Genomic DNA, 15,317 nt, shown 5'->3' on the forward strand with positions numbered 1-15,317 from the left:
TTCAATGGTGATACGATGTTATTCGTTCTTCAAAGAAGATATATCCGAACAATTGCTAACGGCCGTTAGATAATTATTCTAAAAAGGGAGTCACTTACTGTGAACAAAAAACTGAATCACTATTTTATGATCGATGAATTACACACAACGGTGCCTCGTGAACTATTGGCTGGATTTACAACGTTTATTTCGATGGCCTACATCATGTTTGTGAATCCGAGCGTGTTGGGCGCCGCTGGTGTTGATAAGGGGGCAGTCTTTACTGCAACGGCATTGGCGAGTGCGATTGGGTGTATTTTGATGGGTGTTTTAGCTCGTTATCCCATTGCTACTGCGCCAGCACTAGGAATCAACGCCTTCTTTGCATATTCTGTCGTGATCGGAATGAAAGTGCCATGGCAAACAGCCATGGCCGGTGTGTTTGTTGCCTCGCTGATTTTCATGGTGATTACGGTCTTTAAATTACGTGAGATGATTATTAATGCGATTCCGGTTGATTTAAAGTATGCCATTTCAAGTGGGATCGGTTTGTTTATTGCATTTATTGGGTTAAATGGTGGGGGCCTCATTACCGCCAACAAGGCGACGGTGGTTGGGCTTGGTTCGTTATCCACACCGACCACCTGGCTGACGATTTTCGGGTTGTTACTAACGGCGGTGCTGATGGTTAAACGGGTTCCTGGTGGAATCTTCATTGGGATGGTTGCCACGGCTGTGTTGGGACTGATAACTGGCTTGATTCCGATGCCAAGTCATTTAGTCGCTGCGGCGCCCAGCTTAGCACCGACGTTTGGTGTTGGGGTGACCCATATTGGTGATATCAATTCCATTCAGATGTGGGTTGTTGTTTTGACGTTCCTATTGGTCACATTTTTTGACACTGCGGGAACACTGGTTGGCTTGGCCCAACAAGCTGGCTTTATGAAAAATAATGAAATGCCCCGAGTTGGGAAAGCACTGATGTCCGACTCAACGGCAATGTTAGCTGGTTCAGTGCTGGGAACATCCCCAGTTGGTGCTTACGTTGAATCTTCGGCAGGGATTGCTGTGGGTGGTCGGACCGGCTTGACGGCCATTACAACCGGGGTGATGTTCATCTTCGGGATGTTCTTCTCACCGTTGTTAACGGTGGTGACTAGTCAAGTAACGGCGCCAGCATTGATTATTGTTGGGGTGTTGATGGCCCAATCACTGGCCAAAGTTACCTGGACGAAAATGGAAATCGCCATTCCAGCCTTTCTGATTGTTTTGGGAATGCCCTTAACTTACAGTATCTCTGATGGCCTGGCATTAGGGGTCATTACGTACCCAATCACAATGATTGCTGCCAAACGGGGCAAGGAAGTTCACCCATTGATGTACGGGCTGTTCTTTGTGTTTATTGGTTTCATGGCCATTTTGAATTTTGGCAAATAGGGTTATCTATGTGAACCGCCAGAAAAACTTGTGGTTTAACATTGACATTTATAAAGTTTGTGTTTTAATAAGTTATAGCATCCAGTCAGATATGATCGATTAACATTTACCTCTCAGAAAGCGTCCCGATGATGAGAACGGACGTAGGTGATTTAGTGGGTTACCCCTGACTCAAGCGTTTGGTGATCAAGCCAGACCGGTCGACCGCGTTATTGGTCACAAGAGGCAGTTATTGAGCTATGCCAGCTCTAACTGTGAATTTTGGGTGGAACAACGTTACTGACGTCCCTGATCGCAATTGCGATTGGGGGCGTTTTTTTATTACCGGTGTTAACCGCGAACATAAAAGGAGAGAAGAATATGGCAGATATTAACATTACGTTCCCAGATGGTGCAGTCAAGGCGTTTGCAGCCGGTACCACAACGGAAGAAATTGCTAAGTCAATCAGTGTGAGCTTAGCTAAAAAGGCAGTTGCAGGGAAGTTTAACGGGGAATTAGTGGACTACACCATGCCACTGACCGCTGACGGAAAGATTGAAATCGTCACCAAGGATGCCCCTGAAGCATTGACCGTTCTGCGTCACACTGCTTCTCAAATTTTGGCAAACGCGCTACACCAGCTGTATCCAAACATGCACTTTGGTGAAGGCGAAGCCAATGACGAAGGGTTCTTCTTCGACACTGACAACCCCGATAACCAGGTTAGTTCTGATGACTTGGCAACGGTTGAAGCCAAGATGAACGAAATCGTTAAGGAAAACCTGACGATTACGCGTGAAGTGTTATCAAAAGCGGACGCATTGGCACTGGTTGCTGGTGACCCTTACCAAACACAACTGGTTGAACAAGCAGCAGAACAAGATGGTCACGTGGTTGTTTACCGTCAGGGCGACTTTGTTGACCTGAGTGATGGCGTTCAATTGGCAGCAACAGGGGCCGTTAAGATCTTTAAGTTGCTGTCCGTTGCTGGTGCTTACTGGGAAGGGAAATCTTCTAACCCAATGCTCCAACGGATCTACGGAACGGCTTTCTTTGATCAAAAGGCAATGGACGCAGATGACGTTCGTCGCCAAGAAGCACGTGAACGTGACCACCGTGTGATTGGGAATGACTTAGACTTGTTCTTTGTTGATCCTAAGGTTGGTGCAGGGCTGCCTTACTGGATGCCAAATGGGGCAACCATCCGGCGGACGATCGAACGTTACATCATCGATAAGGAATTGCAACATGGTTACGAACACGTTTATACGCCAGTTCTGATGAACTTGGATGCCTACAAGACGTCTGGTCACTGGGACCACTACCGTGAGGACATGTTCCCACCAATGGACATGGGTGATGGCGAAATGCTTGAATTACGGCCAATGAACTGCCCAAGCCACATTCAAGTGTACAAACACCACATCCGCTCATACCGTGAATTACCATTGCGGATCGCTGAACTTGGCATGATGCACCGTTACGAAAAGTCTGGTGCCTTATCTGGATTGCAACGTGTTCGTGAAATGACATTGAATGATGGTCACACGTTCGTTGCACCGGATCAGATCCAAGATGAATTCAAACGGATTTTGAACTTGATGGTTGAAGTGTACGCTGACTTTGACATCAAGGATTACTCATTCCGTTTGAGCTACCGTGACCCTGAAAATACTGAAAAGTACTTTGCTAACGATGAAATGTGGGAGAAGGCGCAAGCAATGTTGAAGGGTGCCATGGATGACCTTGGCCTTGACTACGTTGAAGCCGAAGGGGAAGCAGCCTTCTACGGTCCTAAGTTGGACGTCCAAACGAAGACAGCGCTTGGTAACGAAGAAACGTTGTCAACGATTCAATTAGACTTCATGCTACCTGACCGTTTTGACCTGCACTACGTTGGTGCGGATGGTCAAGATCACCAACCCGTTATGATTCACCGTGGGTTAGTGTCAACCATGGAACGGTTCACGGCTTACCTGACAGAAATCTACAAGGGTGCCTTCCCTACTTGGTTAGCCCCACACCAAGTTTCAATCATTCCAGTTAGTGATGACCACCAGGGTGATTACGCACGGGCCCTTCAAAAGCAATTAGCTGCTGCCGGTGTTCGTGTGACGGTGGATGACCGAAACGAAAAGATGAACTTTAAGATCCGTGATGCCCAAACGCACAAGATTCCATATACGTTAGTCGTGGGTGAAAAAGAAAAGACGGATAACACCGTTTCCGTGCGTCGTTACGGTGAAGATGATTCAACGACTGAAGCAAGCACTGCCTTTATTGCAGACTTACTGGATGACATTGCATCATACTCACGTGCAAACAATTAAGATGTTTTTCACGCAAACGTTCAGCTTTTGCTTGACGGACTGATAAAAATTGATTATGCTGTTACCAACATGGAGAACCTTTAACGTAGTCCTGTGAGACTAGTAAGGTAACGGCGGTTATGACACGGAGATGAGGGGAAAGACCATCATCAAGTGTGCTCATAGCGAAAAGACCACTTACCTGAATGGGTGAGTGGTCTTTTTTTGTGCAAATGCAAGCCGTTGGGGTTCACGTGAAAGATGAAGGGAGCGTTCTCAAATGACGCAGAAGGAATTTCACGATGATACAGCAGTGCTCGATATCCACGACCGGCCACGGTTTTGGCCGTGGGTCGGGCTGTCCTTGCAACACATGTTTTCAATGTTTGGGTCGACGGTCATTGTGCCGTTACTGGTTGGGTTGAGTCCCAGCATTGCTTTATTTTCTTCGGGGGTTGGGACACTTCTACATATTATGATCACCCAGCGAAAAATTCCCGCATACATGGGCTCAAGTTTTGCCTTCATCACACCGATGCTGGCGCTCATGAAAACGACCGGGTATCCGGGGATCGGCCAAGGGGTTGTTGCCGTCGGGGTTGTTTACCTGATCGTTGCGTTACTGATTGGGATGATTGGTTCAAACTGGGTCGACAAGGTGCTCCCGCCGATTGTGGTTGGCCCGATCGTGATGGTCATCGGGTTATCACTCGCCGGGAGTGCGGCAACTGATGCCATGATGAAAAACGGCCATTATAACCTAGAATATTTTATGATCGCCTTGGCAACGTTACTGCTTGCCATTTTGTTTAACATGTTTCTCAAGGGATCGTTGGGATTGATCCCAGTTCTGTTAGCCATTGTGTGTGGTTACGTCATTAGTGTTTTTGCGGGGATTGTCGACCTTCATGCAATCGCCGTTGCGCCATGGTTCAAATTACCAGCCTTCCAAATTCCGGGCTTAACGTATCATTTTCACCTCGAGTGGGGCGCCATCGTCACCATTGCGCCAATTGCATTTGTGACCATGACGGAACATATGGGGCACATCATGGTGCTAGATAACCTGACGCACCGTAATTTCTTCAAGGATCCTGGTCTTCAAAGAACGTTGGCTGGAGACGGAACGGCGTCAATTGTCGCCGGCTTGCTGGGGGGCCCCGCAGTGACAAGTTATGGTGAAAACATTGGTGTTATGGCCATTACTAAGGTTCACAGCGTGTACGTCCTGATGGGGGCAGCCATGTTTGCCATCATCTTCGCGTTTATCAATAAGTTAAACGTCTTGATTATGGCCATGCCGCTACCAGTCATTGGTGGAATCAGTTTTCTATTATTTGGAACCATTGCTACCAGCGGAGTGTCCGTCATGGTTGACCACCAGATTGATTTTGGGAAAAAGCGTAACTTGATGATTGCGTCTGCCATTATGGTCATTGGGATTGGTAATGCTTATCTACAATTGGGGAGTTTCCAATTTACTGGCCTAGCACTCGCAACGGTCCTTGGCATTGTGTTAAACTTAGTGCTACCGGAAACGGCGGCTAGCGAACGTAACCAAGCCGCTGAACCAGTGAAAAAGTCAGCCTAAGTGGTTGACACAGATGAATAAATCCAGTATCATTATTAACTGTTGAGAAAAGCAGAAGCGCCCGCTTCTCGCCTAGGTAACGTTGTTGCCGGGCTAAAGATGAGTTGAACCACATCGTTTCGGTGTGGACAGCGGGTGACCTCGGTCATCCGCTCTTTTTCTGTTTACATCTCTTCATTGTTGGTTCGTTAGAATTTTGGAGGTGAATACCATAGCTCAAGATACTTTGGTAAATAACGCAATCCGCGCCCATGAGGTTCGGTTGATTGCCGATAATGGTGACCAGCTTGGGGTTAAGCTGACCAGAGAAGCCCAACAGCTTGCGGACGATGCAAACTTAGATTTGGTTCTGGTTGCGCCTAAGGCAAAGCCACCGGTTGCCAGAATCATGGATTATGGAAAGTACCGCTTCGAGCAACAAAAGAAGCAGCGTGAAGCTCGTAAGAATCAAAAGACGGTCGAAATGAAAGAAATTCGGCTTAGTCCAACGATTGACGAAAACGACTTTAACACCAAGTTGAAGAACGCAGAAAAGTTCCTGTCAAAGGGAAACAAAGTGCGTGTTTCAATTCGGTTCCGTGGTCGGGCCATTACGCATAAAGAAATCGGACGCGATGTGTTGAACAAGATGGCAGCTGCCACCAAGGAAATTGCCGATGTTCAACAACAAGCTAAGATGGATGGGCGGAGCATGTTCTTAGTGCTCTCACCAAAACCAGAAAAGTAGTTACACATAATTAGGAGGACATACTTATGCCAAAGCAAAAGACAAACCGTGCCGCTGCTAAGCGGTTCAAACAATCTGCAAAGGGCGGTTTCATCGGCGCTAACGCCTACACAAGCCACCGTTTCCACGGTAAGACGAAGAAGCAACGTCGTCAATTACGAGGAACAAAGATGATGGATGCTACGACGGTTAAGACTTACAAGAAGTTATTATTGACCAAGTAATTTTTTAGACTAGAATCTGGCCAGTCTTGGTCAATTATTGGAGGATACAATTATGCGTGTTAAAGGTGGAAGTGTTACACGGCAACGTCGCCGTAAGATGATCAAATTAGCCAAGGGTTACCGCGGCGCAAAGCACATTCAATTTAAGGTTGCTAAGCAACAAGTTTGGAAGTCATGGCAGTACGCTTACCGTGACCGGAAGGCTACTAAGCGTAACTTCCGTCGTTTGTGGATCGCACGGATCAACGCCGCTGCTCGTCAAAACGACATGAGCTACAGCAAGTTGATGCACGGTTTGAAGGAAGCAAACATCGAAATGAACCGGAAGATGTTAGCTGACTTGGCCGTTAACGACCCACGGGCCTTCACTTCTTTGACTAAAGAAGCTGCTAAGGCATTAAAGTAGTCAACAACTAATTATGAAAACCACTCGTCCAATTGGATGAGTGGTTTTTGTTTGCCGTAAATTCGTGTTAACGCGTTGATGGTCAAAAACTTTTTTGTCGAATTCAGTCGAAAAGTGTGTGATAAACGCCCGTTTAACAGCGTTTAAAAACTTCACAGTGAAATATAATATATCGTTCGGATGTGGCTGTTGACGCGTTAGGGGCGAACCTGCTAAATTAGTAACAATTTATTTCACTAGGAGGATTTGATCATCATGACCAATTGGGACGCAAAGTTTGCAAAGCAAGGGTTAACGTTTGACGATGTGCTGTTGATTCCCGCAGCCAGTGACGTATTGCCAAACCAGGTGGCATTAGGCACCCAGCTCGGAAAGAATTTAAAGCTGAACATTCCGATTTTAAGTGCCAGCATGGACACGGTTACCGAGGCACGGTTAGCGACCGTTATGGCCCAGCAAGGTGGCCTAGGTGTTGTTCATAAGAACATGAGCATTGATGATCAGGCCCATGAAGTGAGTGCCGTTAAAGCCGCGGTTGTCGACCTGGATGTAACGCCCATGGCCGCTACGGATGAAGCAGGCCACTTATTAGTTGCTGCTGCCGTTGGGGTGACTGCCGACACGTTTGATCGCGCCGACAAGTTGTTCCAAGCCGGTGCGGATGCCATCATTATTGACACGGCTCATGGTCACTCAAAGGGTGTTTTAGACAAGATTGCGGAAATCCGGACCCATTATCCAGATAAGACATTGATTGCCGGAAACGTTGCGACAGCCTCCGGGACACGGGCGCTGTTTGAAGCCGGTGTTGACGTTGTGAAAGTCGGGATTGGCCCTGGCTCCATCTGTACGACACGGGTTGTTGCTGGTGTAGGTGTGCCACAAATTACGGCCATCTCAGACGCCGCTCAGGTCGCTGCTGAATATGGTAAGCAAATCATTGCTGATGGTGGGATCAAGTATTCAGGTGACATCGTCAAGGCATTAGCCGCCGGTGGTAACGCGGTCATGCTAGGCAGCATGTTGGCCGGAACGGATGAAGCACCCGGCGAAGTGTTCACAGCTGATGATGGAAATAAGTACAAGACGTACCGTGGCATGGGTTCCTTAGCAGCGATGGAAAAAGGATCATCTGACCGTTATTTCCAAAGCGGCGTGAAGGAAGAAAAGAAGTTAGTCCCAGAAGGAATCGAAGGCCGGACGGCTTACAAAGGCGCCGTTGCTGATGTTCTGTTTCAAATGATTGGTGGTTTGCGTTCTGGTATGGGGTACACAGGTGCACATACCGTTGACGACCTGATCGAAAACGCCCAGTTTGTTCAAATTACCAATGCCGGTTTGATTGAATCACATCCACACGATGTCCAAATCACCCGGACTGCTCCTAACTACAAGCGCTCATAACACTTGACCAGGAACGAGGAAGATTAATGAAAACAGTAGACCAATCAAAATTTGATCGCGTCATCGTACTCGATTTTGGGAGTCAGTACAACCAGCTGATTACCCGGCGGATTCGTGAATTCGGTGTTTATTCCGAATTAAAATCACATAAAATCTCTGCCGCAGAACTGAAGGCCATGAACCCAAAGGCAGTCATCTTCTCCGGTGGTCCCAACAGCGTGTACGGTGACGATGCCCTGACCGTTGATCCAGAAATCTATAACTTAGGGTTACCAATCTTAGGGATTTGTTACGGTATGCAGTTGATGGCCAAAGACCTTAAGGGTGGTGAAGTTGCCCCAGCCGAAGATAACGGCGATTACGGTCAGTCCACAATGCACATCTTAAACACGGCGTCACCGTTGTTTAAGGGCATGGCTGAAGACCAACAAGTGCTGATGAGTCATGGTGATTACGTGAAGACCGTTCCTGATGGCTTTGAGGCCATTGGGACAGGAGCTAATTGTCCAACGGCGGCCATGCAAAACGTCGCTAAGGGCTTCTACGGTTTACAATTCCATCCAGAAGTTCGCTTAACAGAAAATGGTAATGACATTTTACGGCACTTTGTGTTTGATATTGCTGGTGCTACTGCTAACTGGACGATGAGTGACTTCATCGACATGCAAATTGCCGATATCCGTGAAACGGTTGGCGATAAAAAGGTGCTGCTAGGCTTGTCTGGTGGGGTTGATTCCAGTGTGGTTGCTGTGTTATTACATCAGGCCATTGGGGATCAATTAACCGCCGTCTTTGTTGACCACGGGTTACTTCGGAAGGATGAAGCCAGCCAGGTTCTTGCCAGCTTACAGGGTAAGTTTGGTGTAAACATTGTGGCCACTGACGCGAGTGCGCGGTTCTTGGGTGCGTTGCAAGGGGTTACGAGTCCGGAAGAAAAGCGGAAGATCATCGGTAAGGAATTTATCGAAGTTTTCAGTGATGAAGCGCGGAAACTCGATGGTGTTGAATTCTTAGCACAAGGGACGCTGTACACGGACGTCATTGAATCAGGGACGGACACGGCCCAAACGATTAAGTCACATCATAACGTTGGTGGGCTGCCAGAAGACCTGAACTTTAAACTGATTGAGCCGCTGAATAAGTTGTTTAAGGATGAAGTGCGGGCATTAGGTGAACAGTTGGGCATGCCACATGATCTTGTGTGGCGCCAACCGTTCCCTGGTCCTGGTTTAGCCATCCGGATGTTGGGTGAAGTCACACCCGAAAAGTTAACGCTGGTTCGTGAATCAGATGCGATTCTGCGTGCAGAGTTCGCGAAAGCCGGTTTAGACCAAACGGTTTGGCAATACTTTACCGCCTTACCAGGCATCCACAGTGTGGGGGTCATGGGTGATGGTCGGACGTACGATGAAGCCATCGTTATCCGAGCCGTTACCAGTGTCGACGGAATGACAGCAGAGTTTGCTGAAGTGCCATGGGCCGTCCTTGGGGATGTGTCCGCGAAGATTGTCAATGAGGTGCCGGGGGTTAACCGCGTTCTCTATGACATCACGGGCAAGCCACCTGCCACGATCGAGTACGAATAGCCTGATAAAAAACGGTCACCATCTATGGGTTGTTAACCCTTGATGGTGACCGTTTTTGCGTTGGATGAAGTAAATTAATTTGGGATAGATTGGGATAATTAGGGATAGTTTTGGGGGATTTTCTGGGGGATTTTTTTAAATGTCGAAAAAATCCCCCAAAAAGTTATCAGCCACCTGACATTCCTTTCATAACGCGTAGCATACCCTCTTTAGTTCCTCTGGTATATTCTTCTGTCATTTGTAGATGCTTATGCCCAAGCCAGTGCATAACGTCCATGTTCGGTAAGTTCGCACCGCTTGCCTCGGTGGCAAAATAGTGGCGAAGCAGGTGGGGGTGCACATCAATGCCACAAGCAGCGGAGACTTTTTTTAGCATGCGATTTGGATAGGTGGGATGCACAGGCTTGCCAGTGTCTTCATTTAAATAGATGTAATCACTGTCATTGATCGATAAGTTGTGCCGCCGGCGGATGCCTTCGGATTCTTGAATCACATAGCGGATCATATCAACAATGTCTCCGAATACATAGATCGACCGATAGGCAGACTTAGTCTTCAAAGTGGTCCCATTGGGTTCATCAGGAGTACGCCCACGATCAAACGTAATTTTACATACATCGCCATGAAGATCATCACGTAAGAAGTCAAACGATTCCTTGCGTAACCCCAATATTTCACTCCGTCGTTCGCCAAGTGTCAGTAAATAGAGCATATCAAATTGATAACGATTCAGAACCTTTTTAGCAGTGTTCATGTAGGTTTCATAGTCTGCTTTTTCCAATGTTTGCGACCGAGGTTCTTCACCGCCCAGGACTTGAACCCCACGAAGCTTGTTCTTTTGAATGATGTCGTTGCGTTCGGCGTCATTCATGATGAGCTGCATAATTGCATTTACCGTGCGAATTGTCGTTTTAGAGAGTGCTTCGTCACCGGTCCTTAATCCAAGTTCATCGATCAGATGCTGATAATCAATCCGTCTGACTTTTTCAAGTGGAGTGTCACCAAGTGTGTCTTTAAAATATTGGTTAAAGTAGTTTCGCGAGACTTTAGCGGTGGAAGTTTTCCAGATGCCCATTTTAAGCTTTCGGTCACGTAGTAGCTTGTAATACTGGGCCACAGTAATATCAGAATGGGAAAGGGGGCCAAGTTCGCCACGGGCTAGACGGCCTTCGAATAGTTTCAGTTGAACATCGGCCTCACGCCAAGTTTTAAAACCGCTCTTATTAAACTCTTGCCGTTTGCTGTAAACATCAGTGAAATGTTCTCGGATGCCATAACGGGTTCCTTTTCTTGTTTCGTAGGAATAAATGTTTGGATGTTTAGGTAGTGGAGTCCATTTCGCCATTGGTTTTACCTCCGTTATTGATTACAAAGTTGGATTTTTAGAATTTAAGTTCTCGTTTTACAAACGTACGTTCTTTTTTGCTGATAAATAAAAGCCCAGAAGGGCGATTATCTAGTTGCTCAAATGCGCTATTGCGAAGTCAGCTTGTTCTTGAGTGAATTGTTCACCGTAAGATGACGTCAATTGTTCCCTGATTTCCTCTGTGGACATGTCACCCATTTTTTGATAACTTTTTGCAGACTGTAACGCGTTTTCGTCCCAGTTTGCATTTAAATTATTAATAGCGTATTGAGCGGCTTCAGGAGAGAACTTATCAGCACTTGAAGTCAACTGATCATAAACGCCCTGTTGGGACATGTGTGCACTCGATGAATAATATTGTGCGGACTTTAAGGCCGCCTTTTCATCGTGTGTGGCTGATTCGGTACTTGAACTGTCGTTAGTTGAATCCGACTCTGTATCGCTTGATGAACTACTTTGATCAGAGGAATCATCGTTGTCTGCATTATCGGATTCTGTGTCAGTAGAATCTGCTTCATAAGAATCGTCGTCTTCATCATCATTTGAATCAGTGGTTGTATCGTCATCAGAGTAATTGCGCACACGCACCTTAATGGATTCACTCTTTTTTCCGTTCTTCTGTGCGAACACTTTATAGGTGGAACCCGCAACAAGGGTATCAATACTAAATTTACCGTGGTCATCGACACTGACATGTCCTGCGTCTTCGCTATCTTTTTCGTTTTTAAAATATACAGTAGACATGTCTGCCGCTGTCCCTTTTAAAGTTGCGTCAGGGGAAATGGTCTTCGCTGAAACATGAAGAGTGGGCTTTGCGTTGGCAATTCCCACTATGATTAATAAAACAGCAATTACTGCTAGCACACCCCAAATTTGTCTCTTGTACTTCTCTAGATTATTCATGGAAAGGCCCCTTTATGTGAAATCAGCTTTTAAGGACATCTTTTTTGGTCCATAACTTCACTTCAATGAGAGTATATATTGTTTATTTTTTCACGAATACAGTTTTCAAAATGCAGCGGCACACCAAACTGGTGCATAAAGTCTACTACATTTATTTCAGTTGGATCCGTCTCAAAATCAGCGAGGTAGTACGGTAGTAGCATTGCAATGGCACCAATATTAGCGTCATGTTCAATTCCATAGTCAACATCTTTGGTAGCGGAATAAGGTAGGATAGCTGTTTCATCGTCACCATTTTCAATGTGACTAATTTCATGGGCAAGCTCCATGGCTAAATCATCATAATCGTCAATGGATCTGTGTACCATTGCATTCATGACGATTACCTTGTATCGAGTAGACACGGTGCTGGGGGTATTTGGTGAAAGGCTATAAGACCAAATTACCTTAATTCCTTCTTTTTTGGCTCGCTTACTTAGGTCTTCGATTACATTATTCATGTCCATCTCTAGCACCCCTGATCAATCGCTTAATTAGCTCCAAATCCTCTGGCGGAATTGGTTTGCCGTTATAACGTAAAATTGCTCCTGGCTTGTCTAAATCGACTTCTTGCCTAGCAGGTGAATTGCCGAGTAAGTAATCCGTTGATACATCAAAATATGATGCAAGGCGTTGTAGAGTGTTGAAGTCAGGTTCTCGCTTTCCCTGTTCATAAGATGAATACGTGGTTTTAGCAATTCCTAATTGATCAGCAAGAGATTCTTGAGTCAATCCACGTCTTTCATGTCTCAATTGTTTTAATCGTTCTGGAAACATAATGGCTCCTTGTCTTGCTTATTATGTACTTAGAATAGTACGCAAAACGCGTATTGCATACTTTTATATGAGTTTTAATACAAAAAGAGTAATTTAAGCTTGATAAGTACGCGTATTGTGTTATTCTATATTCATAGCCAATACAGGACGCGTAGAAAGAAGGTGATCAAATGCGAGAATGGTTATATGGAATTCGTAAAAAAAACAATTTAACCCAAAAAGAAATGGCGGTGCGACTTGGCATACCTCTAACGACGTATGCTTCATATGAGCAAGCGCATAGAACTCCTTCAGTAGAATCCGCACAAGAGTTGGCGTCTAAACTTGATACGGATTGGACCTATTTTTTTACAAAAGAAGTACGCGATACGAGTACAAAAATCAATAAAGCAAAACAGAACGCGTAGGAGGACGAAATGAAAAACGTAGAAGACAAGGTTGAAAAATTAATTTTAGATTTGGCAGATGACCCGCAAACAAAAGCAGATGCGGAAAGGTTAGAGGCTTTCACACACCTGCTTAATGTCTACACGATGTTAATCGGACGTTAGTGTAGTTCTTCGCGTTCTGATGAAGTGGCTTTTTCTTCAGACTTTTTATATTCACGAAGAATGGCCTCAATGGCACTAGATAATTGATTATTGCTATCAGTTATTCCGTGTTGCATCAGAATCCGAGCAATGGTGAATTGGTTAATCATTTGTATCACCTCCTTTGCATTAATTATCGCGCAGAAGGTAAGTAACATATTTAATTTTTAAAGAACGCGCAGGAGGACGAAATGGAAATACTAGCCTTTTTGCTGATTGGGTTTCTCGCTGGCGTCTTTACAACAATGACGGTTATCTTTTTCTTGATTTATTTTAACAAGATTTAGCTGTCGAGTTGTTGAGCAATGATATTAAGCGCGGCAATGATTTCGTTAACACCATCTGGAAGACCACTTTTACTTGCTTCCTCATATATAAGGTCGTCACCATATCCAAAGTTGACTGAAAAGGTGTCGTTGAAAGTGTTTTTATTAGCGTCCGTATACATTACTTCAAAAATAACGGTATCACTGAAATTAGCATTTACGTTTGCACGGACAGACATGCCTGGGGCCAATACAAAATTCTTTAATGATGCCAGTTTCCTCTCTTGATTAGGTTTATCTAGATTGCCTTTAGGAATTATGGAAGATATGTTAGCAGCTGATTTGCCAAAATTTTTGATAACAAGGTATTTGTGCATAGACATTACACCTGTATCTAAGGCAGTCATGTAAATGGTGACGTATGGTCTGGATTCATTAAAAGCAATGTCTTTAGTTCTTAAAGCAGCCTTTCTGGTTTGGAGCAACGCAAGTACCGCAATGGTTACGGAGACTGTGGATGCTGTAAATGAAGCAATAATGCCGATTATTTGAATCCAGTTGTCAGTTGTCAAATGTGTCATTTGAATTCCTCGCTTTCAATCTAATTATTGCATAGCAAGGTGATGAATACTTAATTTTGAAAGGTGCTTTTATGCAAAAAATTAAAGCATGTTGGTACGCCAAAAAAATTACAGCCAATGACCCAACTCATTCTTTCGATGAGATGGTGACGTTGTTGACTCAACATGGTGAGGAATTTGCTGAGAACGTTCTGGCCGTGTCGGAGGGTGTTGCAAGGCGCAGAGCAGTTGCTACTGATTATGACTAAAGCATAGCAAATACCATTTAGAAAATTAGAGGCTTTTTTTCTAAATGAGAGGGGGTGATTATGATGCAGACACAACAGGTAAATAGATTTAGCCGTTTACTAAATCACACAATGGAACGGTTATCTCTAAATCAAAAGGCAGTTGGATTATCGTCAGGAGTTAATAAATCATCTGTTAGTAACGCAGCCAAAGGGGTTCAAGTATCCACTGAAAATATGGTGAAAATGGCTAACGGAATTAATGATTACGAGGCAACGTTGAGTGTTGCTTATGAGCTGTTGCGGGTGCTGCCTTTGTTTAATGGGTCAGCATTTAGACATGAGGCATTAGCAGTCGACGCGTTCAGTGAACAGGAAGAACGGGAACGACAAGAAGCTTATGTAACTGATCAGGTTCGCACGTTACTAGCAACGGGTCATTTAGATCATAAACAACGGGAACAACTTCATCACTATGTCGGTGAAGAAATGGACTCTTTGCTCATGCTACTAACTGACTTCGTTTACGCCTGTCGCTTGTTGGATGTTAACCCGTCTGATCTGTACGACGAGCGTAAGGGCGAGTATTTGAAGAAAGGCTACATTAAGGAGGTGTAACCATGGACATTCAAGTGAATGGACTTGATGAACGTGAAATCGTACAGGCGGTAGTTAACCAGGTGTCTCGCGATTCAATTAATCCATTGTTGGAGCACATTAAGATTCAACTGCAACCGCATGACGAACTTGTTGGCAAGCAGGCAATCTGTGATCGGGTACTTCATTGCGACGTTGGAACGCTGAATGATTTTTACATGTACCAACCGGATTTTCCCTACAGTCGCAAAGGGACGCGCTTACAGTTCTCGCTTAAAGCCGTTGATCAATGGATTGCAAACAATCAAGAAAGGGTGGCCGGGTAAAC

The 15,317-nt window shown here is 45.2% G+C and carries 19 protein-coding genes and 1 other annotated feature; of the genes, 13 read left to right on the forward strand and 6 right to left on the reverse strand.

All coding sequences use genetic code 11. From position 1 onward, the window contains the following. Nucleotides 1-126 precede the first annotated feature (126 nt). From ACRYI5_RS00860 to guaA, 8 genes are all read left to right on the forward strand, one after another. Complete coding sequence (locus ACRYI5_RS00860) at nucleotides 127-1,416, forward strand: NCS2 family permease (RefSeq protein ID WP_407878466.1); 1,290 nt, start codon at nucleotides 127-129, stop codon at nucleotides 1,414-1,416. Between the two features lie 360 nt (nucleotides 1,417-1,776). Further along, the gene (thrS, locus tag ACRYI5_RS00865; protein WP_448223920.1) at nucleotides 1,777-3,726 is read left to right on the forward strand and encodes a threonine--tRNA ligase; all 1,950 of its coding nucleotides are present in this window, start codon (nucleotides 1,777-1,779) and stop codon (nucleotides 3,724-3,726) included. 259 nt (nucleotides 3,727-3,985) lie between these two features. After that, on the forward strand, nucleotides 3,986-5,296 hold the full coding sequence (locus ACRYI5_RS00870; RefSeq protein WP_407878177.1) for a uracil-xanthine permease family protein: 1,311 nt from the start codon (nucleotides 3,986-3,988) through the stop codon (nucleotides 5,294-5,296). Nucleotides 5,297-5,339: 43 nt separating this feature from the next. After that, nucleotides 5,340-5,463: a sequence feature (ribosomal protein L20 leader region), on the forward strand. A 59-nt stretch (nucleotides 5,464-5,522) separates the two neighbouring features. Next, nucleotides 5,523-6,023, forward strand: a complete 501-nt coding sequence (gene infC, locus ACRYI5_RS00875; RefSeq protein ID WP_448224289.1) for a translation initiation factor IF-3 — start codon at nucleotides 5,523-5,525, stop codon at nucleotides 6,021-6,023. Between the two features lie 26 nt (nucleotides 6,024-6,049). Further along, the gene (rpmI, locus tag ACRYI5_RS00880) at nucleotides 6,050-6,247 is read left to right on the forward strand and encodes a 50S ribosomal protein L35 (RefSeq protein WP_017261696.1); all 198 of its coding nucleotides are present in this window, start codon (nucleotides 6,050-6,052) and stop codon (nucleotides 6,245-6,247) included. 49 nt (nucleotides 6,248-6,296) lie between these two features. Further along, entirely contained in the window at nucleotides 6,297-6,653 is a 357-nt protein-coding gene (rplT, locus tag ACRYI5_RS00885) for a 50S ribosomal protein L20 (RefSeq protein WP_407878470.1), read from the forward strand. A 255-nt stretch (nucleotides 6,654-6,908) separates the two neighbouring features. Further along, nucleotides 6,909-8,057, forward strand: a complete 1,149-nt coding sequence (guaB, locus tag ACRYI5_RS00890; RefSeq protein ID WP_448223921.1) for an IMP dehydrogenase — start codon at nucleotides 6,909-6,911, stop codon at nucleotides 8,055-8,057. A 26-nt stretch (nucleotides 8,058-8,083) separates the two neighbouring features. Beyond that, nucleotides 8,084-9,643, forward strand: coding sequence for a glutamine-hydrolyzing GMP synthase (gene guaA, locus ACRYI5_RS00895; protein WP_448223922.1), 1,560 nt, complete (start codon nucleotides 8,084-8,086; stop codon nucleotides 9,641-9,643). Between the two features lie 166 nt (nucleotides 9,644-9,809). Here guaA and ACRYI5_RS00900 read toward each other — a convergent pair whose 3' ends face one another. The 4 genes from ACRYI5_RS00900 to ACRYI5_RS00915 all read right to left on the reverse strand — a co-directional run bounded on the left by ACRYI5_RS00900 (nucleotide 9,810) and on the right by ACRYI5_RS00915 (nucleotide 12,728). After that, nucleotides 9,810-10,988 (reverse strand): tyrosine-type recombinase/integrase, encoded by a 1,179-nt coding sequence (locus ACRYI5_RS00900; protein ID WP_448223923.1) that lies wholly within the window; start codon nucleotides 10,986-10,988, stop codon nucleotides 9,810-9,812. 111 nt (nucleotides 10,989-11,099) lie between these two features. Next, nucleotides 11,100-11,912 (reverse strand): Ltp family lipoprotein, encoded by an 813-nt coding sequence (locus ACRYI5_RS00905; protein ID WP_448223924.1) that lies wholly within the window; start codon nucleotides 11,910-11,912, stop codon nucleotides 11,100-11,102. A 62-nt stretch (nucleotides 11,913-11,974) separates the two neighbouring features. Further along, nucleotides 11,975-12,418 carry a hypothetical protein gene (locus ACRYI5_RS00910; RefSeq protein ID WP_448223925.1) on the reverse strand — a complete coding sequence of 148 codons (444 nt, stop codon included), beginning with the start codon at nucleotides 12,416-12,418 and terminating at the stop codon, nucleotides 11,975-11,977. Further along, nucleotides 12,405-12,728, reverse strand: coding sequence for a helix-turn-helix domain-containing protein (locus tag ACRYI5_RS00915; protein WP_448223926.1), 324 nt, complete (start codon nucleotides 12,726-12,728; stop codon nucleotides 12,405-12,407). The genes ACRYI5_RS00910 and ACRYI5_RS00915 overlap by 14 nt, the downstream gene beginning before the upstream one ends. A 170-nt stretch (nucleotides 12,729-12,898) precedes the next feature. Here ACRYI5_RS00915 and ACRYI5_RS00920 point away from each other — a divergent pair, with 170 nt between their 5' ends. Both ACRYI5_RS00920 and ACRYI5_RS00925 read left to right on the forward strand, forming a co-directional pair. After that, a complete protein-coding gene (locus ACRYI5_RS00920) occupies nucleotides 12,899-13,135 on the forward strand; it encodes a helix-turn-helix transcriptional regulator (protein ID WP_448223927.1) in 237 nt (78 codons plus the stop codon). 9 nt (nucleotides 13,136-13,144) lie between these two features. Beyond that, complete coding sequence (locus ACRYI5_RS00925) at nucleotides 13,145-13,279, forward strand: hypothetical protein (protein ID WP_448223928.1); 135 nt, start codon at nucleotides 13,145-13,147, stop codon at nucleotides 13,277-13,279. On the opposite strand, the gene ACRYI5_RS00930 is transcribed toward ACRYI5_RS00925, so the two are convergent. Both ACRYI5_RS00930 and ACRYI5_RS00935 read right to left on the reverse strand, forming a co-directional pair. Beyond that, the gene (locus tag ACRYI5_RS00930) at nucleotides 13,276-13,428 is read right to left on the reverse strand and encodes a hypothetical protein (RefSeq protein ID WP_448223929.1); all 153 of its coding nucleotides are present in this window, start codon (nucleotides 13,426-13,428) and stop codon (nucleotides 13,276-13,278) included. The two genes, ACRYI5_RS00925 and ACRYI5_RS00930, sit on opposite strands and share 4 nt — an antisense overlap. 173 nt (nucleotides 13,429-13,601) lie before the next feature. Then, nucleotides 13,602-14,165 (reverse strand): hypothetical protein, encoded by a 564-nt coding sequence (locus ACRYI5_RS00935; RefSeq protein WP_448223930.1) that lies wholly within the window; start codon nucleotides 14,163-14,165, stop codon nucleotides 13,602-13,604. A gap of 71 nt (nucleotides 14,166-14,236) precedes the next feature. Here ACRYI5_RS00935 and ACRYI5_RS00940 point away from each other — a divergent pair, with 71 nt between their 5' ends. From ACRYI5_RS00940 to ACRYI5_RS00950, 3 genes are read left to right on the forward strand one after another with little or no spacing between them, the layout of a single operon-like run. Then, nucleotides 14,237-14,413: a hypothetical protein gene (locus ACRYI5_RS00940; RefSeq protein WP_448223931.1), complete on the forward strand. Its 177-nt coding sequence runs from the start codon at nucleotides 14,237-14,239 to the stop codon at nucleotides 14,411-14,413. A 60-nt stretch (nucleotides 14,414-14,473) separates the two neighbouring features. Then, nucleotides 14,474-15,010, forward strand: coding sequence for a hypothetical protein (locus ACRYI5_RS00945; RefSeq protein WP_448223932.1), 537 nt, complete (start codon nucleotides 14,474-14,476; stop codon nucleotides 15,008-15,010). Between the two features lie 2 nt (nucleotides 15,011-15,012). Continuing rightward, nucleotides 15,013-15,315: a DNA-binding protein gene (locus ACRYI5_RS00950; RefSeq protein ID WP_448223933.1), complete on the forward strand. Its 303-nt coding sequence runs from the start codon at nucleotides 15,013-15,015 to the stop codon at nucleotides 15,313-15,315. The last annotated feature ends 2 nt before the right edge of the window (nucleotides 15,316-15,317 follow it).

It is taken from the genome of Furfurilactobacillus sp. WILCCON 0119, assembly GCF_053471565.1.